Source organism: Albidovulum sediminicola (assembly GCF_025751575.1).
GTDB lineage: Bacteria > Pseudomonadota > Alphaproteobacteria > Rhodobacterales > Rhodobacteraceae > Albidovulum > Albidovulum sediminicola.
In genome coordinates this window covers 24682-46255 of the sequence record NZ_JAOWLA010000009.1, presented here as the reverse complement: position 1 = coordinate 46255, position 21574 = coordinate 24682, and the positions used below count along the sequence as shown (strand labels likewise).

The window sequence follows — 21574 nt, the reverse complement described above, 5'->3', positions numbered from 1 at the left end:
GTCTTAGCCGCGCGGGTCCAAGAGCCGGGCGATGACGGTACGGCGCGACACCTGCCCGACGATCTGCCCGTGTTCGACCACCTCGAGCGCGCGCGTCTCGTCCTTGAGCTGGGCCATCACGTCCTTGATGGGCGTGTCGATGTCGGTGCGCCCGGCGGTGGGAATGGCGTTCGGCGTCGGTTCGACCGCATCGCGTGCGGTCAGGACCGAGAGCGGGTTCATGTGGTTCACGAAATCGGCGACGTAGTCCGAAACCGGGTTCGCGATGATCTCCCGCGCGGTGCCGCACTGGACGATGCGCCCGCCCTCCATCAGTGCGATGCGGTTGCCGATCTTGAAGGCCTCGTCGAGGTCGTGGCTGACGAAGATGATCGTGCGCTGAAGCTTCTGCTGAAGCTCCAGCAATTCGTCCTGAAGCCGGGTACGGATCAGCGGGTCGAGGGCCGAGAAGGGCTCGTCCATCAGCAGGATCGGCGCTTCGGTGACGAAGGCGCGGGCCAGGCCCACGCGCTGCTGCATGCCGCCCGAAAGCTCGCCCACCTTGGCGTCGGCGCGTTCCGACAAGCCGACCAGCGCCAGTTGCGCATCAACGCGCTCGCGCATCTGCGCGGGCTCCATCCCCGCGAGTTCGAGTCCGAGGCCCACGTTTTCGCGCACGGTGCGCCAGGGAAGCAGGCCGAACTGCTGAAAGACCATCGCCACGCATTCCCGGCGCACCTTCAGCAGGTCTTCGCGCCCGGCGCTTCCGATCTCGCAGCTCCAGCCGTCGTCATGAACGGTGACCGCCCCCCGGCAGACGGGGTTCAGCCCGTTGACCGCCCGCAGGAGCGTCGACTTACCCGAGCCGGACAGGCCCATCAGCACCAGGATCTCTCCCTTCGCGACGGTGAGAGAGCAGTCGTGGACGCCCAGGATCTGCCCGGTCTTCTGTTGGATCTCGGAGCGGGAAAGCCCCTGGTCCATCAGCGGCAGGGCGCGTTCTGGGTGATCGCCGAAGACGATGTTGACCTTGTCGAACTCGACGGCGATTTCGGGCGCGGCGTTCATTTCGCGTCTCCCTTGCGCAGCATGCGGTCAAGGACGATGGCCACGACCACGATGACGAAACCGGATTCGAATCCCAGCGCCGTATTGACCGAGTTCAGGGCGCGCACGACCGGCACCCCCAGCCCGTCGGCCCCGACCAGCGCCGCGATCACCACCATGGACAGCGAGAGCATGATGGTCTGGTTCAGCCCGGCCATGATCTGGGGCAGGGCGTAGGGCAGTTCCGCCTTGATCAGCACCTGCCGCTTGGTGGCGCCGAAGGCGGTCAGCGCCTCGATCAGGGCCGTGGGCGTATTGGAGACCCCCAGGTGGGTCAACCGGATCGGCGCGGGAACCACGAAGATCACCGTGGCGATCAGCCCGGGCACCATGCCCAGCCCGAAGAAGACGATCGCCGGGATCAGGTAGACGAAGGTTGGCAGCGTCTGCATCAGGTCGAGGATCGGCTGCATCGCGGCGTAAAGCCGCGGCCGGTGGGCCGCTGCGATGCCGATGGGCACGCCCACGCCCATGCAAACGACGCAGGAGGAGAGGATGAGCGTCAGGCTCTCCATCGTCTCGTCCCAGTAGCCCTGGTCGAGGATGAAGAGGAACCCCAGGCCGACGAGCACGCAGACCTTCCAGCGGCGTTGCAGATACCATGTCAGCGCCACCGCCAGGGCGATCAGGATAAAGGGATGGGGTGCCTCAAGGCACCACAGGATGGCGGCGATGAGTTTTTCCATCATCTCCGCGATGCCGTCGAACAGCCATTTCAGATTGGCCTTCATCCAGTCGAAGATCGCCTTGGCGAGCTTGCCCACAGGGATCTTTTCGTCCGTGACGATTCCCAGCCAGATCTTGGTCAGCCAGTCCATGATTGTCCCCCGATTATCCGTTCACGGCCATTGGGCGGCGGCGACTTCTGCGGTCGCCGCCGCCGGTCGGGGCCTTCGCCCCGGCAGGACCTTACTGAAGCGCCGCCGTGACGGCCGCCATGGCGTCGCCGCCATCCTTCGTGGTCACCCCGTCGAGCCAGGGGCCAAGCACGTCCTGATTGGCGGCCAGCCAGGCCTTGGCGGCATCGCCCGGCTCCTCGCCGTCGTTCAGGATCGCGCCCATGATCTCGTTTTCCATGGCCAGCGAGAATTCCAGGTTCGACAGCAACTTGCCGGTGTTCGCACATTCGGTGATATAGCCCGCCCGCACGTTGGTGTGGACTTCCGCGCCGCCGAAGTTCGGGCCGAACCAGTCGTCACCGCCCGACAGATAGGTCATCTTGTAGTTGGCGTTCATCGGGTGGGGTTCCCAGCCCAGGAAGATGATCGGCTTGTTGTCGTCGTTGTGCTTCTCGACCTCGGCCAGCATCCCCTGTTCGGAGCTTTCGACGACGTCGAAGCCCTCAAGCCCGAAGGCGTTCGACCCGATCATGTCGAGTATCAGGCGGTTGCCGTCGTTGCCCGGCTCGATCCCGTAGATCTGGCCCTCCAGCGCATCCTTGTTCGCGGCGATGTCGGCAAAGTCGGCGATGCCCATCGCGGCCCCGGCCTCGTTCGTGGCCAGCGTGTATTTCGCGCCGACCAGGTTCACACGGACCGTGTCCACAGTGCCCGCGTCGCGGTAGGGGGCGATGTCCGCCTCCATCGTCGGCATCCAGTTGCCGAGGAACACGTCGATGTCGCCTTCGGCAAGGCCGGTGTAGGTCACCGGGACCGACAGCACCTTCACGTCGGTCTCATAGCCGAGCGCATCAAGGATCGTGGCCGTCACCGCGGTTGTCGCAGTGATGTCGGTCCAGCCGACATCGGAGAAGGTGACGCTGTCGCAGCCTTCGGAAAGTGCGGGGGTCGCGGCGGCAAGGGCGGCGCCGGCAAGCAGGATCGAACGAAGGGTCATCAGGTACTCCCTGTTTTCTTGATTGGCGCGTCAATTAACCGCACCTTGGCCAAGTTTGGCAAGCGAAATGTTTCACGCCCCGGCAGCGGGGCGCAGCCCAAGACTACGCGAAGGGGGGCAACGTGGGAACCCGGAGCCTGCGGGCACGATTTTTCTTGATTGACGAGTCAACAAACGCTCTTGTAGCCCTTGGAGGACAGGAGGAGCGTGAAAATGCCCAAGATCGGGATGGAGCCGATTCGCAAGGAAGCGCTGGTGAAGGCGACGATCGTCGAGATCGGGCGCACCGGTTCGCTCGACGTGACGGTCAGCCAGATCGCCAAGCGCGCGGGGATGTCCTCGGCGCTGGCGCATCACTATTTCGGCTCGAAGGAACAGATCTTCCTGGCGGCGATGCGCCACATCCTGACGCTTTACGGGGCAGAGGTGCGCGGGGCGCTGGCCGTGGCCGAGGGGAACCGGGGCCGCATCGCCGGGATCGTGCGCGCCAGTTTCTCGACCGCCAACTTCCGGCGCGAGGTGATCGGGGCGTGGCTGAATTTCTACGTGCTTGCCCAGACGGTGCCGGAGGCCAAGCGGCTCTTGTCGATTTACCACCGGCGGCTGCACTCCAACCTCTGTCACGAACTGCGCCCGCTGATCGGTGCGCGTGCCGACGGCGTCGCACGGCATGTGGGCGCGCTGATCGACGGCGTCTACCTGCGTGAGGCCCTGAAGGTCACGCCCCAGGATGCCTCGGCCGCGGTCGAAAAGGTCATGTCCTACATCGAACTTGAACTGAGGGGTGAGCACGATGAGCCCCCGGCGCATGGTTGACGCATGATCCCCACACCCGCAGAGCTTGCCGCGGCCTTTGCCACGACCCGCGAGCGCACGCAGCGCACGCCCCTGATCGCCGTGCCCGCCCTGGCGGAGGCGACCGGCGCGGCCGCCGCCTTCGTCAAGGCGGAAAGCCTGCAAACCGCGGGCTCCTTCAAGATCCGCGGGGCGACCTGGCGGCTCACGCGGCTTTCGCCGGAGGAGCGGCGGGCCGGGGTGGTCGCCTATTCCTCGGGCAATTTCGCGCAAGGTCTGGCGGCAGCGGGCCAGGCCGAGGGCGTGCCCGTGACGATCGTGATGCCGGTCGATGCGCCCGAGGCCAAGCGCCGCGCGACCGAGGCCTTGGGCGCCCGCGTCGTCCTCTCCCATCACGGAGACCGCCCACGGGAAGAAGCCGCCTCGGCGCTGGCGCGGGAGATCGCGGCCGCCGAGGGGCTGGTGCTTCTGCACCCGTTCGACGATCCGGCGATCGTCGCGGGACAGGCAGGTGCCGCGCTGGAGGCGCTAGAGCAACTGGTGGCGTTCGGCGCAAGGGCGGATGTCGTTGCCTGTCCGGTGGGCGGCGGCGGCCTGATCGGGGGCGTGTCTCTGGCCTTTCACCATGCCGATCCGCAGGCGCGCGTGATCGCGGTCGAGCCCGAGGGCTACGACGGCATGGGCCAGTCGTTGGCGGCGGGGGAGCGTCGCCGCGTCGCTTCGGGCGGGGCGACGATCTGCGATGCCCTCCAGGCGACGGAGCCGGGCGAAGCGCCCTTTGCTGCGGCCCGCCATGCGGGGGTGCGGGGGCTTGCGGTCGGCGATGCCGAGGTGCGCGGTGCCATGCGCTTCGCTTTCGAGCGGCTGAAACTCGTGCTCGAACCCTCGGGCGCGGTGGCGCTGGCGGCTGCTCTTTCGGGGCGGTTGCCGGTCGATGGAAAAAACCTGCTGGTCTTCGTGACCGGCGGCAACGTGGCCTTCGATCGCTTCGCGGCGATCCTGGCCCAGCAGGATTAGGGACGTGAGTATGGAAGCGGATTATGTGATCGTCGGGGCGGGCTCGGCAGGATGCGCGATGGCCTACAGGCTGAGCGAGGCGGGCCGGTCGGTCATCGTGATCGAACATGGCGGCTCCGACGCAGGGCCCTTCATCCAGATGCCCGGCGCTTTGTCGTACCCGATGAACATGCCCATGTACGACTGGGGCTTCCGCAGCGAACCCGAGCCGCATCTGGGCGGGCGCAAGCTTGCCACGCCGCGCGGAAAGGTGATCGGCGGGTCGTCCTCGATCAACGGGATGGTCTTCGTGCGCGGCCACGCGCGCGACTTCGAACATTGGGCCGAAAGCGGCGCGGCGGGCTGGTCCTATGCCGACGTGTTGCCCTATTTCCGGCGTATGGAAACCTGGCACGGCGGTGAGCCGGGCGAGTTTCGCGGCACCTCCGGACCCTTGCACGTGTCGCGCGGGCCCCGCACCAATCCCCTTTTCCACGCCTTCGTCGAGGCGGGCCGCCAGGCGGGCTATGAGGTGACGTCCGACTACAACGGTCAAAAGCAGGAAGGCTTCGGCCCGATGGAGGCGACGATCTACAAGGGCCGGCGCTGGTCGGCGGCCAACGCCTACCTCAAGCCGGCGCTGAAGCGGCCGAACTGCACGCTGACCCGCGCCTTTGCGCGCCGGGTGGTGATCGAGAACGGCCGCGCCATCGGGGTCGAGGTTTCTCGCGGGGGGGCAATGGAGGTCATCCGGGCGCGGGCCGAGGTCATCCTGGCGGCGTCCTCCATCAACTCTCCGAAGATCCTGATGCTGTCGGGCATCGGCGCGGCGGGCCACCTGGCCGAACACGGCATTCCGGTCGTGGCCGACCGCCCCGGCGTGGGCGCGAACCTCCAGGATCACCTGGAGATCTACATGCAGTTCGCCTCGCGCCAGCCGATCACGCTCTACAAGTACTGGAACCTTTTCGGCAAGGCTTGGGTGGGGGCGCAGTGGCTGCTGACCGGGGGCGGGATCGGCGCCTCGAACCAGTTCGAAAGCTGCGCCTTCATACGCTCGGACAAGGGCGTGGACTATCCCGACGTCCAGTACCACTTCCTGCCCATCGCCGTGCGCTATGACGGCAAGGCGGCGGCCGAGGGGCACGGGTTCCAGGCCCACGTCGGGCCGATGCGGTCGAAGTCGCGCGGCGCGGTGACGCTGCGGTCGGCTGATCCGGCGGACGCGCCGCGGATCTTCTTCAACTACATGTCGCATCCCGACGATTGGGCCGAGTTCCGCAAATGCGTGCGCCTCACGCGTGAGATCTTCGGGCAGGACGCCTTCGCGCCCTTCGTGAAGCACGAGATCCAGCCCGGCGCCGGGGTGGCCAGCGACGCGGAAATCGACGCCTTCATCCGCGAACATGCGGAAAGCGCCTATCACCCCTGCGGCACCGCGCGCATGGGCCGGCGCGACGACCCGATGGCCGTCGTCGATCCCGAGTGCCGGGTGATCGGGGTCGAGGGGCTTCGGCTTGCCGACAGCTCGATCTTCCCGCGCATCACCAACGGCAATCTCAACGCGCCGTCGATCATGGTCGGCGAAAAGGCCTCGGACCACATCCTGGGCAAGGGCATGCTGTCGCCCGCGAATTCCGAACCCTGGCTGAGCCCCCGCTGGGCGGCGGCGCAGCGCTGATCATTCGTCCCGCTGCGGGGGCGGCCGTGCTATCGTGCGGCCGATCCGCAGCGGAGGCAAAGATGGACAAGAAGGTGCGCGACCTGGCGGAGCGGCTCCTGAGTCGCGGCTACGACGACCTGCCGGAGCGCGAGCAACGTGTTCTGCGGCGCATCGCGGCGCGGGCGGCGATTTCGCGCAACATCAACGTGGCATTTCACGAAAGGCTGACCTTCGGTCAGAGGATCGCCGACCGCGTCGCGGCCTTCGGCGGTTCCTGGCGCTTCATCTTCCTCTTCGCGGTCGTGATTCTCGGCTGGGTGGCCCTGAACGCCTGGATTCTGGCGGTGCCCACCGATCCCTATCCGTTCGTCTTCCTCAACCTGATCTTGTCGATGCTCGCGGCGATCCAGGCGCCCGTCATCATGATGTCGCAGAACCGGCAGGCCGCGAAGGACCGCGTCGCGGCGGGTCATGACTACGAGGTCAACCTCAAGGCGGAGCTTGAGATCATGAGCCTGCACGAAAAGCTCGACGCCCTGCGCCAGCGCGAACTGGTGGAGCATTTCGCCCGGATCGAGGCGCGGATTGCCACCTTGGCTGAGCGCCGGCCCTAGGCGGGCGGCTCAGCCCATGACCAGTGTCGGGATCAGGCCGCGCAGCGCGTTGCCCAGAAAGACCCGCGCACCAAGAAGATCGCCGGGGCTCAGCAGCGATTCGCGCGCACGGCCTTGCGCCAGAAGCTCGGCCCGGAGCACGCCCGGCAGCAGGCCCGATGTAAGCGGCGGGGTCAGAAGGACGCCGCCCCGCTCGACGAAGACATTCGTGATCGTCCCCTCGCAGACCTCCCCCCGCTCATTGAGGAAGATCACCTCGTCCAGCCCCTCTGGCAGGCGCGCGCGGGCGCTGTCATAAAGCGCGCGCTCGGTTGTCTTGTGGCGCAGAAGCGGCGCGTCGGACGTGAGGCGCGCGCTGGCCAGCCCCGCCACCCAGCGCGCCGGATTGGGGGCAAGCGGCCCGGTCGTGACCTCGGCGTCGCCCGCTTGGCCGATGGTCAATCGCACCCGAAGCGGTCCCGGACCCGACACCGTCGCCAAGGCCGCCTCGATTGCGCCCCGGTCCCAGCGAAAGCCTAGCACGCTGGCCGACGCCTTCGCGCGCGCCAGATGCGCCTCCAGCCGGCGAAAGCCGGTGCCGTCCCAGCCGAAGGTCTCGATCAGGCGGGTGTCAGGTCGGCAAAGCGGGCTTTCCACAGGGCCTCCTCCCATTCGCCTTCGGCGGTTGAGTCTATGACGATGCCGCCGCCCACGCCGAAGCCGACCTCATCGCCCGCAAGCGTCATGGTGCGGATGGCGACGTTGAAGGCAGAGGACCCGTCCGGCCCGATCCAGCCGATCGCGCCGCAATAGATGCCGCGGGGGCCTGCCTCCAGCTCATGGATGATCTCCATCGCGCGGATCTTCGGCGCGCCGGTGATCGAACCGCAGGGAAAGAGCGCGCGAAAGATCCCCGAGGGCGTCGTGCCGGGCAGCAAGGTGCCGGTCACATGGCTGACCATCTGGTGGACGGTCGCATAGCTTTCGATGGCGAAAAGCGCTGGCACGCGGACCGAGCCGACCTCCGCGATGCGCGAGATGTCGTTGCGCAGCAGGTCAACGATCATCAGGTTCTCGGCGCGGTTCTTGACGCTTTCCTGAAGCCCGAGCTTCAGCGCCGCGTCATGGGCCGGGTTCGTCGCGCGGGGCGCCGTGCCCTTCATGGGGTGGGTCTCGATCCGGCCTCGGGCATCTGTTGCGAAGAAAAGCTCGGGCGAGCGCGACAGGATCACCGGGGCCTCGGGCAGGTCCACGAAGGCACCGTGCGCGACCGTCTGGCGCTGGCGCAGCGCCCCGTAAAGCCCAAGCGGCGTGCCGGTGACGGGCGCGCGCATCTGCATGGTCAGGTTGACCTGATAGACATCGCCCGCCGCGATATAGTCCTGAACGCGGCCAAGCGCCTGCGCGTGCTCCGCCGCGCCCCAGGCTGGGGTCGCGCGCCCGATGGTCGCGCCGCCTGCCTCCGCCGTTGCCCGCATCAAAATATCCTGTGCGGAGGTGGGCGCGTCATAGACCCCGAAATGCAGGAGCGGCCCGTCGGTCTGTTCCGGCATCAGCCGCGCCAGCTTCGGCTCCAGCGCATGGCCAAGCTCGTAGCGCGCATAGCCCGCAAGCCAGACGCCCTCGGCCCGCGCCGCGTCCAGCGCCGCAAGCGCGGCCTCGACCTCGCCGGCGGTGTCGGCGCGGATCAGGCGCCTGGGACTGTCGAACAGCGCGGGCTCGCCGCGAGGGCCGTTTTCGAGAAGGATCATCGGTCTTTGTCTGGGCCTGAACTGGGGCCGGAAGCGGGATCGGCCCCGGGGCGGAATCGTGCCGCAAGTTGGCCCGATGGCCGCCCGGTTGCAAGCGTTACCCCGCCGCTTTGACGCCCGTTCGCGGCGTGCGCGATTTGATACGTGTCAAGGTGGACCGGGCAAGGCCCGCCTAGGATCGCCCCCAAGACACGAACAAAAAGGAGCGCGCGATGTCGAACACCCCGCACGAACTGGCCGAGGAATTCCCGGGCCTTGCCGAAAAGATCCACGGCCTGAAGGCTGGCAACGCCCATTTCGCCCGCCTCGCCGATGAATACCACGACCTTAACCGGCAGGTGCACCGGGCCGAGACCAATGTTGAACCGGTTGACGGGATGACCGAGACGCTGATGCGCAAGAAGCGCGCGGCGCTGAAGGATGAAATCGCCAAGATGCTGGCCGACGCCTGAGGCATTCCGTCCCAAATCACTCCACCTCGTAAGGCAGAAGTCCCCGCCGCGAGGGATCGACGCGCAGGCGTCGTTCCAGCGGCGGGACCGATCGCTGATGACACCCGCGCCGCTCGCAGATCCGGCAGGAAATGCCGATCGGCTCATAGGCGCGGGCGTTCGTCAGGTCCAGGTCGTCGGCATAGACCAGCCCCTTGGCGTGGCTGATCTCGCACCCCAGACCGATGGCGAAGCGGCGCACCGGCGCGTTGAACGATCCCCCCGATTTCGAAATGTCGCGCGCCAGACACAGGTAGCGCACGCCGTCGGGCGTTTCGGCCAGCTGGCGCAGGAAACGCCCCGGGGTCTCGAACGCCTGATGCACGTTCCAAAGCGGGCAGGCCCCGCCGAACCGGGCGAATTGCAGCCGCGTGGCCGAATGCCGCTTGGTGATCGTGCCGGCCTGGTCGACGCGCACGAAGAAGAAGGGGATGCCCTTCAGCCCCGGCCGCTGCATGGTCGAGAGCCGGTGCGCCACCTGCTCGATCGAGGCGCCGAAGCGGTCAGCCAGGCGTTCTAGATCGTGCCGGGTCTCCTCCGCGGCCTCAAGGAAGGCGCGATAGGGCAGAAGCGCCGCCCCGGCGAAATAGTTGGCGAGCCCGATCTTTGCGATGGCGCGCGCGGCCTCGGTCTGGAAACGGGCAAGATCCAGCGTCGCCTCCAGCAGGTCGTCATGGGTGACAAGGGCAAGCTGGTGCAGGATCTGGAACCGCTGCGTCGGCGCCGCCGCGCGGGTCGATAGCGTCAGCCGCCCCTCGCCGGCTTCGCGCAGCGCGGCGGTGTCGGCGAAATCGACGGCGATGCCGCGTGTCTCCAGTGCCTCCACCGCCCGTGCGACCGGGTCCCCAAGCTTGCCGCCGGGGGCCGCGAAACGTTCCGCGGCATGATCCACGGCATCGATGTAGTTGTCGCAGTAGTGGAAGAAGTCGCGCACTTCCTCCCAAGGGGAGGCGAGGGTGGCTGCGTCCTCCCGCCCCAGTGCCTCGTCGAGGGAGGCGAGGCGTTCGTGGCTTTGCCGGTAGGCGCGGTGCAATTCCAGGAAGGCGCGCGCAAAGGCCGGGGCGTTCGAGGCGGTCAGGCGCAGGTCGGCCAGCGGCGGCGCAAGCTCGGCAAAGACCGGATCGGCCAGGGCCTCGCGCATGTCGCTGACGATCCGTTCGGCATCGCCCGAGGACAGCTCGGTCACGTCAAGGCCGAACTCGCCTGCCAGGGCCAGGACGACGGTGGCCGAGACCGGGCGGTGGTTGTTCTCCATCTGGTTGAGATAGGGCAGGGACACGCCGAGCTTCTGGGCAAAGGCCCGCTGGGTCAGTCCCAGGCGCGCGCGCGTCTCGCGCAGCTTGACGCCGGCATAGAGTTTCTGCGTGGCCACGACGCGCTCCGGAAGGGTTTGCCAACCCGGACGGTAATGTTTGCAAAAGTGCCGTGCAAGCGGCTAGCGGCCGATCGCGTGCCGCCGCGCGATCACGCCGAGCGCGGAGAGGGTGGCCGCAGCCGACGTCAGGGCCATGATCCACTGGAGCGGCGCCGCACCCGTGCCGGGGGCCAGCACCGCGCCCGCCAGGGCCGAAAGAAGCGCGCCCCCGCCCAGCATCATCGCGCCCCCCAGACCCGATGCCGTCGCCGCCAGGTGGGGCCGGACCGACAGCATGCCGGAGGTCGCATTCGGAATGACCATCCCGTTGCCGAGCCCGACCAGCGTCATCAGCCCGAAGAAGGTCCATTGGGTGGTCAACCCTGCATAGGTCAGGACCAGTGACAACGCAGTCCCGGCGGTCGTGATCAGCGTGCCCCAAAGCACCATGCGGTCGATCCCGACCGGGCGCGAAAAGCGACCCGACAGGAAGTTGCCCGCCGCATAGCCGATGGCCGGCGCCCCGATGAAATAGCCCAGCGTGTCGGAGGCAAGGCCAAAGACCTCGGTCCCGACGAAGGGCGCGCCACCCAGATAGGCGAAGAACGCCCCCGAACACAGCGCGGAGGCCATGCAGTAGCCCCAGAACCGGGGCGAGGCCAGAAGCTCGGGGTATTCGCGCATTTGCTTGCCGATCCCGGCTGAACGATGGGTCTGGGTTTCGCCCAGGTCGGCCCAGCACAACAGGGTGATCGCCAGCCCCGCGATCGCAAGCGCCCAGAAGCTCGCCTCCCACCCGAAGGCGCGGTCAAGCTCGCCGCCGATGGCCGGACCGATCATCGGAACGATGGCCATGCCCATCGTGACATAGCCGATCATCGAGGCCGCCTCCTCCGGCGGGACCATGTCGCGGATCATCGCCCGCGAAACCGCGAAACAGACGGCGACGACCGCCTGCACCATGCGGCAAAGAAGGAAGGCTTCGACCGTGGGGGCGTAGATGCAGCCGACCGTGGCCAGCACGAAGATGATAAGGCCGCCCAGGATCACCGGCCGCCGCCCGATCCGGTCGGCCAGCGGCCCGATCAGGATCTGAAGGGCTGCATTCACCCCGAGATAGCCCGCGATGGCCAGGTTCATGACATGGGCGTCGGTGTCGAAGGTTCGGGCCATCGCCGGAAGCGACGGCAGGAAGATGTTCATCGACAGAGCGGAGATGCCCGCAATGAGGATCAGGGTCGAGATATGCGGTGGGGTGGACCGGACAAGGAACCGGCTCGTCGGACGATCACTCATGCAAGACTGCTAGGACCGCGCCCATCCCTTGTCCACTGACAAAATTGTGGCCCGCACAATCGCGCGGACTCAGAGCGCGCGCCAGCCGATGTCGCGGCGACAGAATCCTTCGGGCCAGTCGATCGCGTCCACCATCGCGTAGGCGCGCTCGCGCGCTTCGCGCAGGGAAGCGCCGCGCGCTGTGACGTTCAGGACGCGCCCACCGGTCGCGACGACCGCGCCGTCCCGCTCCGCCGTGCCCGCATGGAAGGCCATGTGGAAGGAATCCTCCGGCAGCGCATCAAGGCCGCGGATCGCCGTGCCCTTGCGGTAGGCGCCCGGATAGCCCTCGGCCGCCATCACCACGGTCAGCGCGTGGTCGGCCGCCCAGTTGACCTGCGCCTCGGCCAGCCGCCCCTCGGCGCAGGCGAGCATCAGGTCGAGCGCCTGCGCGCCCAGCCGCGTCATCAGCACCTGGCATTCGGGGTCGCCGAAACGGACGTTGTATTCCACCAGCCGTGGGGCCCCGTCCTTGATCATCAGACCCGCGTAAAGCACGCCCTGGAAGGGGGTGCCACGGCGCGCCATCTCTGCAACGGTGGGCTTCACGATCTCTTCCAGCGCGCGGCGCGCGATTTCGTCCGACAGGACCGGGGCGGGGGAATAGGCGCCCATGCCGCCGGTGTTGGGGCCGGTGTCGCCTTCGCCCACGCGCTTGTGGTCTTGCGCGGTGCCCACCGGCAGCACGTCCGTCCCGTCGCAGAGGATGAAGAACGAGGCCTCTTCACCTTCCATGAACTCCTCGATCACGACCTCGGCCCCGGCGGCGCCGAAGCTGCCGCCGAACATGTCGTCCAGCGCTGTCAGCGCCTCGTCCTCGGTCATGGCGACGACGACGCCCTTGCCCGCGGCCAATCCATCGGCCTTGACCACGATGGGCGCGCCCGTGCGCCGGACGTAATCCACGGCCGTCGCCTTGTCGGTGAAGCGCGCGTAGCCCGCCGTCGGCGCGCCGGAGGCGTCGCAGATTTCCTTGGTGAAGGACTTGGACGCCTCAAGCCGCGCGGCTGCGGCCGAGGGGCCGAAGGTCAGCACACCGGCGGCGCGCAGCGCGTCGGCCACGCCCGCCGCCAGCGGCGCCTCGGGCCCGACGATCACGAAATCGATCGCGTTTTCCTCGACAAAGGTCACGACCGTCGTGCCGCTCAGGATGTCGATGTCGGCGCATTCGGCGATCGCCGCGATCCCGGCATTGCCCGGCGCCACGATCAGCCGGTCGCACTTCGGGTTTTGCTTGACCGCCCAGGCCAGCGCATGTTCGCGCCCGCCGCCGCCGAGGATCAGAATGTTCATGCGCCCGCTCCCTTGGCCTTCGTTCGCGGGCGTTCTAAGGTGGGGGACAACAGGATACAAGCGCCCCATGGACCTTCTCGAAGACAGCGCCCCGCGGGGCAACCAGCCGGAATACACGGTCTCTGAAATCTCGGGCGCGGTGAAGCGCGTGATCGAGGGCGAATTCGCCCATGTCCGGGTGCGGGGCGAGATATCCCGCGTGTCGCGCCCGTCCTCGGGGCATCTTTACTTCGACCTCAAGGACGACCGCGCGGTGATCGCCGCGGTTAGCTGGAAGGGCCAGGCCGCGCGGATGAGCGTGCGCCCCGAAGAGGGGATGGAGGTCATCGCCATCGGCCGCCTGACCACCTTTCCGGGGCAGTCGAAATATCAGCTGATCGTCGAGGATCTGGTGCCCGCCGGCGCCGGTGCGCTGATGGTCATGCTGGAAAAGCGCAAGGCGGCGCTGGCGGCCGAGGGGCTTTTCGATGCCGCGCGCAAGAAGCCGATCCCGTTCCTGCCGGGCGTCATCGGGGTCGTCACCTCGCCCTCGGGCGCGGTGATCCGCGACATCCTGCACCGTTTGCGCGACCGCTTCCCGCGCCGGGTGCTGATCTGGCCGGTGGCCGTGCAGGGCGAGAAATGTGCCCCCGAGGTCGCGGCGGCGATCCGGGGCTTCAACGAATTGCCTGCGGATGGTCCTGTGCCGCGCCCCGACCTGATCATCGTCGCGCGGGGCGGCGGCTCGATCGAGGACCTTTGGGGCTTCAACGAGGAAATCGTGGTGCGCGCGGCGGCGGCCTCGCGCATCCCGCTAATCTCCGCCGTGGGGCATGAGACGGACACGACGCTGATCGACCATGCCTCCGACCGGCGGGCGCCCACGCCCACGGCGGCGGCGGAAATGGCGGTGCCGGTCCGGATGGAACTGCTGGCCTGGGCGTCCGAGCAGGGCGCGCGGATGGTGCGCGCGACGCGCCTGCGCCAGGATCAGCGTGCGCAGCGCCTTTCGGATCTTGCCCGCGCGCTCGGACGACCCGAGGCGCTTTTGGACCCGGCGCGGCAGCGCTTCGACAACTGGTCCGACCGGCTGGGGCCGGCGCTGCTGGCGGCGGCCACGCGCAAGCGCGCCGCCTTCAACGCGAGCGCGGCGCGCATGCAGCCGGGATTGCTGACGGGCTTCATCGGGCGCGAACGGCGGCTCTTGGCCGAGCGCGCCGAGCGGCTGGCGCCCGCGCTGGCGCGCCTGGCCCGCGACGCAGGGCGCGATACCGTGCGGCGGCGCACCGAGGTCGATCAACTTGGCGCCCGCCAGACCGCCGCGCTGCGCCAGAAGCTCGATGCCCTGTCCGAACGCCTTGCCGGCCTTGACCGGATGCGCCAGACGCTGGGCTACACGGAAACGCTCCGCCGCGGCTATGCCGTGGTGCGGGGCGAAGGCGGGGTGCTGACGACCCGCGTGGCGGCCGAGGCGGCCGGGGCCTTGGAGATCGAGTTCCAAGATGGTCGCCTGTCGGCCGTCACGGGCGGGGGGACGAAGCCGAAGAAGCCGCGCGACGAGCCGCCCCCGTTCCAGGGCAGCCTGTTCTAGCGCGCGTCAGACGCCCACCTGCGGTCCGCAGGCCATCGGCGCCCGGCTCTGGTAGGTCGAGATCAGCGGCTCGCCCTCAAGGTCGTCGCCGCTCCAGGCCGCAAGGCCTCCGTCGCGGCGGCGGAACTGCCAGCAGGAGGGCTCGGTTCTGTCTTCATAGGTGAAGCAGATCATGTCCCCGTCGGGTGCCCAGGTCCCCTCCTGGCAGGTGCTGCCGAAGGTCCAGATGACGCGGCGGCCGGGCAGGTACTGTTCGGTGCCGTAATAGGTGCCGCCGCTCGAGTAGGTGATCGTGCGGCCGGTCGTGAGCGCCTCGAACTCCCCGGCGGTCAGGGGCAGGTCGTCGGCGGCCATCGCGGGGCCGGACAAAAGGGCCAGAAGCAGGGCGCCGCGCATGGCAAGCTCCAATCTGGTGTCGCGTCAGCATCGCATGCCTCGGCGCCATCGCGAAGGGGTCAGAACCGTTGCGGTTCTTCCGGCGGCAAACGGCGGTCCATGATCCGGCGCCAAAGGCGGGGAAACAGCGCCGCCGTCGCCATCACTGGCAGTGAATGGGGCAGGAGCGGCGCCTGACCGCCCGGCGAAAGCTCCAGCTCGGCGAAGCTCAGGCCCGGGCGCAGGTGATGGCTCGCGTGGCGGTTCGCGTTCAAAAGCGCAAGCCCGCTGAAGCCCTGCGGCGCATCCCAGCTGTGCTGGGGTCCGACAGGTTCCGGCGCGCCGTCCGCGCCGGTCTTGCGCAGCAAGCCGTAGTGCTGGACATAGTCCGACAAGAGGATCTGCGACTGCGCATGTGCGCAAAGCGCGAGCCAGACCAGGACACCGGCCAGTCCGAAGACGGCCCCGATCGCCAGGAGGACCGCCAGCGCCCCGCCGACATAGATCGCATAGGGGTTGATGCGGCCGGCCTTCCGCCCCAGACGCGGCCGCATCAGGAACTTCTCCATCTCGTAGCCCGCGCGGAACGCGCCGGGCCAGGCACGGGCCGCGAAGGCGTAGAAGCTTTCGCCCCGCTGGGCGGTGTTGGGATCGTCCGGGGTCGCGACGAAGCGGTGGTGGACCCTGCGGTGGGCCGAGGTGTGGTGGCCGAAAAGCAACGTGATATAGACCCACATGCCAAGCCGGAAAAGCCGCCGGTCGCTCCTGTGGATCAACTCATGGGCGTTGGCGTTCGACACCTGGCCGAACCACAGCCCGAAGGCGAGGAAGGTCGCGAACCACCCCCAGAGCCCGTGCCCGGGTGTCGTCAGCGACCAGAGCACCAGCGGGATCATCAGGAAATGCACGGCGGCGAGCGTCACTGGCAGCCACAGCGTCAGGCGCCGGTCCTCGGCCCCGCCCATGATCCCGCGCGGCACCACTTCCGCCTCGTCCAGAAGGAACGTGGCCCCCGTGATCCAGAGGAAGGCCGAAAGGCCGAACCCCCCGCCGAATAGCGCGGCCAGCCCCAACAGGACCACCGGCAGAGCGCCCGCCACCGCGAAACGGACGAACGGGTCGATCAATCTGGCAGCAAGTGGCCTGGGCATCTGCGGATCCGGTCCTTTCTGACGACGGCGCCACTCTTCCATCCCCGGGCCAAAAAGACTAGGTGGAGACAATCACGGACGGGGTATGCAATGGCGTTTTTCTCGAAACTGAAGGAACGGCTCTTCAAATCCTCCTCGAAGCTGGAAGAGGGGCTGGAGGCGATCGTCGCCGAAGCGCCCGACGCGGCCCCCGACGAGACGCCCCCTAACGCACCCCCAGCGGCACCCATCGAAACGCCACCGCCCGCGCCACGCGAACAGCCGCAGCCGCCCACGGAAGCGCCTGTGCCAACGCCTGCAGAAATTCCCGTACCGCCCTCGGAGGTCCCGGCCTCCGCCGCGCCGCTGGCCGAAAAGCCCGGGATCCTCGGGCGCCTTTTCGGACGCGCCGAGCCGGCCGAGCCGCGCCGGGTGCTGGACGACGCGATGCTCGAAAGCCTGGAAGAGGTGTTGATCCAGGCCGACATGGGGGTCGAAACCGCGTTGCGCGTGACCGCCAACCTGGCGGAGGGCCGGATGGGCCGCAAGCTCTCGGTCACGGAGATCAAGGGCCTCCTGGCGGGCGAGGTCGCCCGGATCATGGAGCCTGTCGCCCGCCCGCTGCCGCTTTACGCGAAAAAGCCGCAGGTCGTGCTGGTGGTCGGCGTCAACGGGTCGGGCAAGACCACGACCATCGGCAAGCTGGCGAGCCAGTTCCGCGCCGCGGGCAAGAAGGTCGTGATCGCCGCTGGCGACACCTTCCGCGCTGCCGCGGTCGAGCAGTTGCAGGTCTGGGGCACCCGCGCGGGCGTGCCGGTCATGACCGCGCCCGAGGGCTCGGACCCCGCGAGCCTCGCCTTCGACGCGATGGACCGGGCCGAACGGGACGGCGCTGACTTGCTCCTGATCGACACTGCCGGGCGGCTCCAGAATCGCCAGGACCTGATGGAGGAACTGGCAAAGATCGTCCGCGTCATCCGCAAGAAGGACGCCTCCGCCCCGCACAACACGCTGCTGGTTCTGGACGCGACGACCGGCCAGAACGCGCTCAGCCAGGTCGAGACCTTCCGCAAGCTCGCCGATGTGTCGGGCTTGGTCATGACCAAGCTCGACGGCACCGCCAAGGGGGGCGTTCTCGTGGCCCTTGCCGACCGCTTCGGCCTGCCCATCCACGCGATCGGCGTGGGCGAACAGATCGACGATCTTGCCCCCTTCGACCCGCAGGACTTCGCCCGCGCCCTTGTCGGGCTGAACGACTGAGGCCGGGATGGGCCCGGCCTCTTCATTCTGGCGCAAATACTCCGGGGGTCCGGGGGCAGAGCCCCCGGCGCGTCTCGATTGCTGAGCGACTGGCTCGTTTCGCTCGAAGGGACCGATGCCGGGCATCGCCTGGCGATGGGCCTCGCGCTCTGGGCGGCGTTCACACACGCGCTCTTCGGGGCCTTGCAGAAGGGGCGCCACGACCCTTGGCTCTCGCGCGCGGCGATCGATGCCTCCTACGCGCTCATGGCGCTTCCCATGGCGCTCTTCCTGGTGCCCTGGCCCGAGCCACACCTCTGGCCGATCCTGGCGGGCGCCTTCGTGATCCATGCCGGATACAAGCTTGCGCAGGCGGCGACCTATTCGCGCGGTGCCTACACGGTGGTCTATCCGGTGGTGCGGGGCACCGCGCCGCTCTTTACCGTGCTGGGCGCGGGGGTGCTTTTGGGCGAACACTTCACGCCCGGCCAATGGCTGGGCGTCGCGATCCTGGTCACGGGGATCTGGGGCTTTGCCGCCTACAATTACCGCACCCTGACCCTCGGGCGCGACACGCTGGCGCCGGCCCTGCTGCTGGCGGTCCTGACCGGGGGCTTCGTCGCGCTCTATTCCACCTATGACGCCTTCGGTATCCGCGCCACCGCCGACCCCTTTACCTTCCTGGCCTGGTTCTTCCTGATCGACGGCGTCTTCATGCCGGTCTGGACCTGGCGGCGCTGGCGCCTCCTGCCGTCCTCGGCGATTCCAGCCCTCGCGCTGCGCGGCCTGGTGGGCGCGGTCGTGGCCTGGGCGAGCTTCGGCACCTTCATGCTGGCGACAAGGCTCGACAAGGTGGGGGAGGCGGCGGTATTGCGGGAAACCTCCACCCTGTTCGCCGCCCTGATCGGCTGGCTGATGCTGGGGGAGGGGGTCGGGCCGCGCAGGCTGGGCCTGATGATCCTGATCGCGGCCGGAGCCGCGGTCGTGAAACTGGCGGGGTAGAACGTGGCCGGACGCAAGATCAACCCGTGGCTGAAGCTGGCGCTGGAATTCGGGCCGGTGCTCGCCTTCTTCGTGGCCTTCACGCGCTTCAAGGACGCCCATGTCATCCTTGGCGGCACCAGCTATGGCGGCTTCATCCTGGCGACGGCGCTTTTCATTCCGCTCATGATCGCCGCGACGCTGGTGCTCTGGCGGCTGACCGGACGCATCGCCGCGATCCAGATCGTGACGCTTGTCCTCGTGATCGTCTTCGGGGGGCTTTCGGTCTGGTTCAACGACGAACGCTTCTTCAAGATGAAGCCGACGATGATCTACCTGCTTTTCGCGGGTGTTCTGGGCTTCGGGCTCCTGCGCGGCACCTCCTACCTCGCGCTGGTGATGGAAGAGGTGATGCCGCTGGAGCATGCGGGCTGGATGATCCTGACCCGCCGCCTGGCCGCGTTCTTCGCCGCCCTTGCGGTCCTGAACGAGGTCATCTGGCGCACGATGTCCGACCAGGCCTGGGTGAACTTCAAGACCTTCGGCCTGACCGCCGCTGTCTTCGTCTTCTTCATGGCGCAGGGCCGGCTGCTTCAGCGCTACGGCATCAAGGACGGAGAGAAGGACGGCTGAGCCCGCCCTTAACCGCCGAGGATCTCGCGCCGGTAAGCCAGTTCAGCCGCGTTTTCCTTGCGCAGTTCAGCATGGAGCAGCCGCCCACGTCGCAGCGCCGGGCGCGCGCCCAACTGGCGCAGCCAGCGCGCGACATGCGGCATCTCCTCCAGCACCTGCTCCTGCCGGATCCATTGCGAGGCCCAGGGCCAGGCGGCGAAATCCGCGACCGAGAGGAAATCGCCCGCGATGAATTCATGGTGGGCGAGTTGCCGGTCAAGCACGGCGTAAAGCCGCGCGGTTTCGGCGCGGTAACGGTCCTGAGAATAGGTCGCGTCGAGTTCGGGACGCGCGCGCGGCACCACGCGCAGGAAGTGATGCGCCTGCCCGGCCATTGGCCCCAGCCCGCCCATCTGCCACATGAGCCATTCGAGGACGCGCAGTCGCTCCCGTTCGGACGTGCCGAGGAAGCGCCCTGTCTTGCGGCCCAGATAGAGCAGGATGGCCCCGCTTTCGAAGATCGATACCGGCTCGCCGCCGGGGCCGTCCGGATCGACGATCGCCGGAATGCGCCCGTTGGGCGAGATCTTCTGGAACGCGGGTGCGTGTTGCGCGCCGTGGTCGATGTCGATCAGGTGCAGCCGGTAGGGCAGCTCCATCTCCTCCAGCGCGATGGTCAGCTTCCAGCCGTTGGGGGTGGGCCAGAAATAGGCGTCGATGGCATCGGTCATTCAGGGTCCCGTGGGTTTGGGCGCCAAACGCCCGCCGTCTGGTAAAGGGGGTGACGCCAGACGCGCTCAAGGCTCCAGATCGTCAAGCGCCGCGCGGCTTTGAAGGAAAGCGCGCAGCGACCAGTAGCAATCCGTCTCGGTCGCTGCGCGGCAGGTGACGACCTGGCCGTCGACCTCAAGGCGCCAGACCGACGGGTCGGAGGCGAGTGCGCGGATCGGATAGGCCGTGCCGGCGTAGTTGACCGATCCGACCTCGGGGGCCTGGCCCGCTGGGGCACAGGCGGCCAGGGTCAGGGCGAGGGCAATCAGGGGACGGGGCATGGGGGGACCTCCTTTTCCGTCTGTCGCGCGACTTTCTCCCAACACCGGCCGGCCCACAACCCCCCGGCAGCCGGTTGACCTTGCGCGCGCTTCGCGCTATCGCCCTGCTGTGGCGATTTGTTCACCGGATTGCGGGCCACGTTAAACATGCCGCTAAAAAGGTCGGTGGCCATTGGCCCCCACCCGTCCCGGTGGGGGCTTTTTTGTTGCCGGAGGAACGGCCATGACTGACTGGAAGACGCGCACCAAACTGATCCACGCCGGGGCCCGGCGCAGCCAGTATGGCGAGATGTCCGAGGCGATCTTTCTGACCCAGGGCTTCGTCTACGACAGCGCCGAACAGGCCGAGGCGCGCTTTATCGAGAGCGGGCCGGACGAGTTCATCTATGCCCGCTACGGCAACCCCACCGTGCGCATCTTCGAAGAGCGTATGGCCGCGATCGAAGGAACGGAGGACGCTTTCGCGACCGCCAGCGGCATGGCCGCCGTCAACGGCGCGCTGACCTCGATGCTGAAGGCCGGGGACCATGTCGTCGCGGCCCGCGCGCTCTTCGGGTCCTGCCTCTATGTCCTCGAAATCCTCGGCCGCTTCGGGGTCGAGGTGACGCTGGTCGACGGCACCGACCTGGACCAGTGGCGCGCCGCGGTGCGCGAGGGGACCAAGGCGGTCTTCCTCGAATCGGTCTCCAACCCGACGCTAGAGGTCATCGACGTGAAGTCGGTGGCCGAGATCGCCCATGCGGTCGGCGCGACGGTGGTCGTTGACAACGTCTTTGCGACGCCGACCTTCTCGAAGGCGGTCGAACTGGGCGCCGATGTCGTCGTCTATTCCGCGACCAAGCATATCGACGGGTCGGGCCGCTGCCTGGGCGGCATCGTCTGCGGAACAAAACACTATATCCGCAAGGTGCTGGAGCCCTATCTGAAGCACACCGGCGCGGCGCTGAGCCCGTTCAACGCCTGGGTCATGCTCAAGGGGATGGAGACGCTGGACCTGCGCGTGCGTCAGCAGGCGGCCTCCGCGCTGGCGATCGCCGAGGCGCTGAACGGCCATGATAAGCTGGTCCGCGTGATCTATCCCGGGCTCAAGGACCATGCCCAGCACGCGATCGCCATGGAGCAGATGGGCGCTGGCGGCACCGTCGTCACGCTTGAGGTCGAGGGCGGGCAGGAGGGCGCGTTCCGCTTCCTCAACGCGCTTGAGATCGTGACGATCTCCAACAACCTTGGCGACGCGAAGTCGATCATCACCCATCCCGCGACGACCACGCACCAGCGCCTGCCAGCCGAACAGAAGGTGCTGCTGGGCATCACGCCGGGTCTGGTGCGTCTGTCGATCGGGCTTGAGGACCCGGAGGATCTGCTGGCCGATCTGACCCGTGCCTTGGCGGCGGTGTGACGTCGCAATATATTTGCAACTGT

The 21574-nt window shown here is 67.9% G+C and carries 22 protein-coding genes and 1 riboswitch; of the genes, 10 read left to right on the top strand and 12 right to left on the bottom strand.

The window, feature by feature from the left end:
- Window positions 1–3 precede the first annotated feature (3 nt).
- The 3 genes from choV to choX form a co-directional block, all read right to left on the bottom strand.
- Complete coding sequence (choV, locus tag OE647_RS10755) at window positions 4–1047, bottom strand: choline ABC transporter ATP-binding protein (RefSeq protein WP_263721728.1); 1044 nt, start codon at window positions 1045–1047, stop codon at window positions 4–6.
- A complete protein-coding gene (gene choW, locus OE647_RS10750; RefSeq protein WP_263721727.1) occupies window positions 1044–1904 on the bottom strand; it encodes a choline ABC transporter permease subunit in 861 nt (286 codons plus the stop codon). Before choW ends, choV begins: the two co-directional genes overlap by 4 nt.
- Window positions 1905–1995: 91 nt before the next feature.
- Window positions 1996–2922: a choline ABC transporter substrate-binding protein gene (choX, locus tag OE647_RS10745; protein WP_263721726.1), complete on the bottom strand. Its 927-nt coding sequence runs from the start codon at window positions 2920–2922 to the stop codon at window positions 1996–1998.
- A 213-nt stretch (window positions 2923–3135) separates the two neighbouring features.
- Between choX and betI the strand changes: the two genes are divergently transcribed.
- The 4 genes from betI to OE647_RS10725 all read left to right on the top strand — a co-directional run bounded on the left by betI (window position 3136) and on the right by OE647_RS10725 (window position 6990).
- Complete coding sequence (gene betI / locus OE647_RS10740) at window positions 3136–3738, top strand: choline-binding transcriptional repressor BetI (protein ID WP_263721725.1); 603 nt, start codon at window positions 3136–3138, stop codon at window positions 3736–3738.
- Between the two features lie 3 nt (window positions 3739–3741).
- Window positions 3742–4734 carry a threonine ammonia-lyase gene (locus OE647_RS10735; protein WP_263721724.1) on the top strand — a complete coding sequence of 331 codons (993 nt, stop codon included), beginning with the start codon at window positions 3742–3744 and terminating at the stop codon, window positions 4732–4734.
- A gap of 10 nt (window positions 4735–4744) precedes the next feature.
- Entirely contained in the window at window positions 4745–6394 is a 1650-nt protein-coding gene (betA, locus tag OE647_RS10730; RefSeq protein ID WP_263721858.1) for a choline dehydrogenase, read from the top strand.
- Window positions 6395–6456: 62 nt separating this feature from the next.
- Entirely contained in the window at window positions 6457–6990 is a 534-nt protein-coding gene (locus OE647_RS10725; protein ID WP_263721723.1) for a DUF1003 domain-containing protein, read from the top strand.
- A gap of 9 nt (window positions 6991–6999) precedes the next feature.
- Here OE647_RS10725 and OE647_RS10720 read toward each other — a convergent pair whose 3' ends face one another.
- A complete protein-coding gene (locus OE647_RS10720) occupies window positions 7000–7626 on the bottom strand; it encodes an aminotransferase class IV family protein (RefSeq protein WP_263721722.1) in 627 nt (208 codons plus the stop codon).
- The gene (locus OE647_RS10715) at window positions 7590–8720 is read right to left on the bottom strand and encodes an aminodeoxychorismate synthase component I (protein WP_263721721.1); all 1131 of its coding nucleotides are present in this window, start codon (window positions 8718–8720) and stop codon (window positions 7590–7592) included. Before OE647_RS10715 ends, OE647_RS10720 begins: the two co-directional genes overlap by 37 nt.
- A gap of 212 nt (window positions 8721–8932) precedes the next feature.
- Here OE647_RS10715 and OE647_RS10710 point away from each other — a divergent pair, with 212 nt between their 5' ends.
- Window positions 8933–9172 carry a YdcH family protein gene (locus OE647_RS10710; protein ID WP_263721720.1) on the top strand — a complete coding sequence of 80 codons (240 nt, stop codon included), beginning with the start codon at window positions 8933–8935 and terminating at the stop codon, window positions 9170–9172.
- Between the two features lie 16 nt (window positions 9173–9188).
- Here OE647_RS10710 and OE647_RS10705 read toward each other — a convergent pair whose 3' ends face one another.
- From OE647_RS10705 to purD, 3 genes are all read right to left on the bottom strand, one after another.
- Complete coding sequence (locus OE647_RS10705) at window positions 9189–10583, bottom strand: helix-turn-helix domain-containing protein (RefSeq protein WP_263721719.1); 1395 nt, start codon at window positions 10581–10583, stop codon at window positions 9189–9191.
- 63 nt (window positions 10584–10646) lie between these two features.
- Complete coding sequence (locus OE647_RS10700; RefSeq protein WP_263721718.1) at window positions 10647–11861, bottom strand: multidrug effflux MFS transporter; 1215 nt, start codon at window positions 11859–11861, stop codon at window positions 10647–10649.
- Between the two features lie 69 nt (window positions 11862–11930).
- Window positions 11931–13193: a phosphoribosylamine--glycine ligase gene (gene purD / locus OE647_RS10695; RefSeq protein WP_263721717.1), complete on the bottom strand. Its 1263-nt coding sequence runs from the start codon at window positions 13191–13193 to the stop codon at window positions 11931–11933.
- A gap of 67 nt (window positions 13194–13260) precedes the next feature.
- Here purD and xseA point away from each other — a divergent pair, with 67 nt between their 5' ends.
- On the top strand, window positions 13261–14763 hold the full coding sequence (xseA, locus tag OE647_RS10690; RefSeq protein WP_263721716.1) for an exodeoxyribonuclease VII large subunit: 1503 nt from the start codon (window positions 13261–13263) through the stop codon (window positions 14761–14763).
- Window positions 14764–14769: 6 nt separating this feature from the next.
- Here the strand turns inward: xseA and OE647_RS10685 are convergent, their stop codons facing one another.
- Together OE647_RS10685 and OE647_RS10680 are read right to left on the bottom strand one after the other, a co-directional pair.
- Window positions 14770–15159 carry a hypothetical protein gene (locus OE647_RS10685; protein WP_263721715.1) on the bottom strand — a complete coding sequence of 130 codons (390 nt, stop codon included), beginning with the start codon at window positions 15157–15159 and terminating at the stop codon, window positions 14770–14772.
- A 59-nt stretch (window positions 15160–15218) separates the two neighbouring features.
- Window positions 15219–16289 (bottom strand): alkane 1-monooxygenase, encoded by a 1071-nt coding sequence (locus OE647_RS10680; RefSeq protein ID WP_263721714.1) that lies wholly within the window; start codon window positions 16287–16289, stop codon window positions 15219–15221.
- Window positions 16290–16379: 90 nt separating this feature from the next.
- Here OE647_RS10680 and ftsY point away from each other — a divergent pair, with 90 nt between their 5' ends.
- The 3 genes from ftsY to OE647_RS10665 all read left to right on the top strand — a co-directional run bounded on the left by ftsY (window position 16380) and on the right by OE647_RS10665 (window position 19121).
- Complete coding sequence (ftsY, locus tag OE647_RS10675) at window positions 16380–17528, top strand: signal recognition particle-docking protein FtsY (RefSeq protein WP_263721713.1); 1149 nt, start codon at window positions 16380–16382, stop codon at window positions 17526–17528.
- Between the two features lie 81 nt (window positions 17529–17609).
- On the top strand, window positions 17610–18509 hold the full coding sequence (locus tag OE647_RS10670; protein ID WP_263721857.1) for a DMT family transporter: 900 nt from the start codon (window positions 17610–17612) through the stop codon (window positions 18507–18509).
- A gap of 3 nt (window positions 18510–18512) precedes the next feature.
- Window positions 18513–19121: an inner membrane-spanning protein YciB gene (locus tag OE647_RS10665; RefSeq protein WP_263721712.1), complete on the top strand. Its 609-nt coding sequence runs from the start codon at window positions 18513–18515 to the stop codon at window positions 19119–19121.
- A gap of 8 nt (window positions 19122–19129) precedes the next feature.
- Here OE647_RS10665 and OE647_RS10660 read toward each other — a convergent pair whose 3' ends face one another.
- Window positions 19130–19831, bottom strand: coding sequence for a glutathione S-transferase N-terminal domain-containing protein (locus tag OE647_RS10660; RefSeq protein ID WP_263721711.1), 702 nt, complete (start codon window positions 19829–19831; stop codon window positions 19130–19132).
- Window positions 19832–19897: 66 nt separating this feature from the next.
- Window positions 19898–20152, bottom strand: a complete 255-nt coding sequence (locus OE647_RS10655) for a hypothetical protein (RefSeq protein ID WP_263721710.1) — start codon at window positions 20150–20152, stop codon at window positions 19898–19900.
- Between the two features lie 99 nt (window positions 20153–20251).
- Window positions 20252–20330: riboswitch (SAM riboswitch) on the top strand.
- A gap of 45 nt (window positions 20331–20375) precedes the next feature.
- Here OE647_RS10655 and metZ point away from each other — a divergent pair.
- Window positions 20376–21551, top strand: coding sequence for an O-succinylhomoserine sulfhydrylase (gene metZ / locus OE647_RS10650; RefSeq protein ID WP_263721709.1), 1176 nt, complete (start codon window positions 20376–20378; stop codon window positions 21549–21551).
- Window positions 21552–21574: the final 23 nt, after the last annotated feature.

What these genes read in the sequence shown, in the direction of transcription:
- OE647_RS10660 (WP_263721711.1), bottom strand. Translation starts at nt 19,831, where the DNA reads ATGACCGATGCCATCGACGCCTATTTCTGGCCCACCCCCAACGGCTGG.
- OE647_RS10715 (WP_263721721.1), bottom strand. Translation starts at nt 8,720, where the DNA reads ATGATCCTTCTCGAAAACGGCCCTCGCGGCGAGCCCGCGCTGTTCGAC.
- choW (WP_263721727.1), bottom strand. Translation starts at nt 1,904, where the DNA reads ATGGACTGGCTGACCAAGATCTGGCTGGGAATCGTCACGGACGAAAAG.
- choV (WP_263721728.1), bottom strand. Translation starts at nt 1,047, where the DNA reads ATGAACGCCGCGCCCGAAATCGCCGTCGAGTTCGACAAGGTCAACATC.
- OE647_RS10700 (WP_263721718.1), bottom strand. Translation starts at nt 11,861, where the DNA reads ATGAGTGATCGTCCGACGAGCCGGTTCCTTGTCCGGTCCACCCCACCG.
- purD (WP_263721717.1), bottom strand. Translation starts at nt 13,193, where the DNA reads ATGAACATTCTGATCCTCGGCGGCGGCGGGCGCGAACATGCGCTGGCC.
- OE647_RS10725 (WP_263721723.1), top strand. Translation starts at nt 6,457, where the DNA reads ATGGACAAGAAGGTGCGCGACCTGGCGGAGCGGCTCCTGAGTCGCGGC.
- choX (WP_263721726.1), bottom strand. Translation starts at nt 2,922, where the DNA reads ATGACCCTTCGTTCGATCCTGCTTGCCGGCGCCGCCCTTGCCGCCGCG.
- OE647_RS10685 (WP_263721715.1), bottom strand. Translation starts at nt 15,159, where the DNA reads ATGCGCGGCGCCCTGCTTCTGGCCCTTTTGTCCGGCCCCGCGATGGCC.
- OE647_RS10735 (WP_263721724.1), top strand. Translation starts at nt 3,742, where the DNA reads ATGATCCCCACACCCGCAGAGCTTGCCGCGGCCTTTGCCACGACCCGC.
- OE647_RS10655 (WP_263721710.1), bottom strand. Translation starts at nt 20,152, where the DNA reads ATGCCCCGTCCCCTGATTGCCCTCGCCCTGACCCTGGCCGCCTGTGCC.
- xseA (WP_263721716.1), top strand. Translation starts at nt 13,261, where the DNA reads ATGGACCTTCTCGAAGACAGCGCCCCGCGGGGCAACCAGCCGGAATAC.
- betI (WP_263721725.1), top strand. Translation starts at nt 3,136, where the DNA reads ATGCCCAAGATCGGGATGGAGCCGATTCGCAAGGAAGCGCTGGTGAAG.
- metZ (WP_263721709.1), top strand. Translation starts at nt 20,376, where the DNA reads ATGACTGACTGGAAGACGCGCACCAAACTGATCCACGCCGGGGCCCGG.
- OE647_RS10710 (WP_263721720.1), top strand. Translation starts at nt 8,933, where the DNA reads ATGTCGAACACCCCGCACGAACTGGCCGAGGAATTCCCGGGCCTTGCC.
- ftsY (WP_263721713.1), top strand. Translation starts at nt 16,380, where the DNA reads ATGGCGTTTTTCTCGAAACTGAAGGAACGGCTCTTCAAATCCTCCTCG.
- betA (WP_263721858.1), top strand. Translation starts at nt 4,745, where the DNA reads ATGGAAGCGGATTATGTGATCGTCGGGGCGGGCTCGGCAGGATGCGCG.
- OE647_RS10680 (WP_263721714.1), bottom strand. Translation starts at nt 16,289, where the DNA reads ATGCCCAGGCCACTTGCTGCCAGATTGATCGACCCGTTCGTCCGTTTC.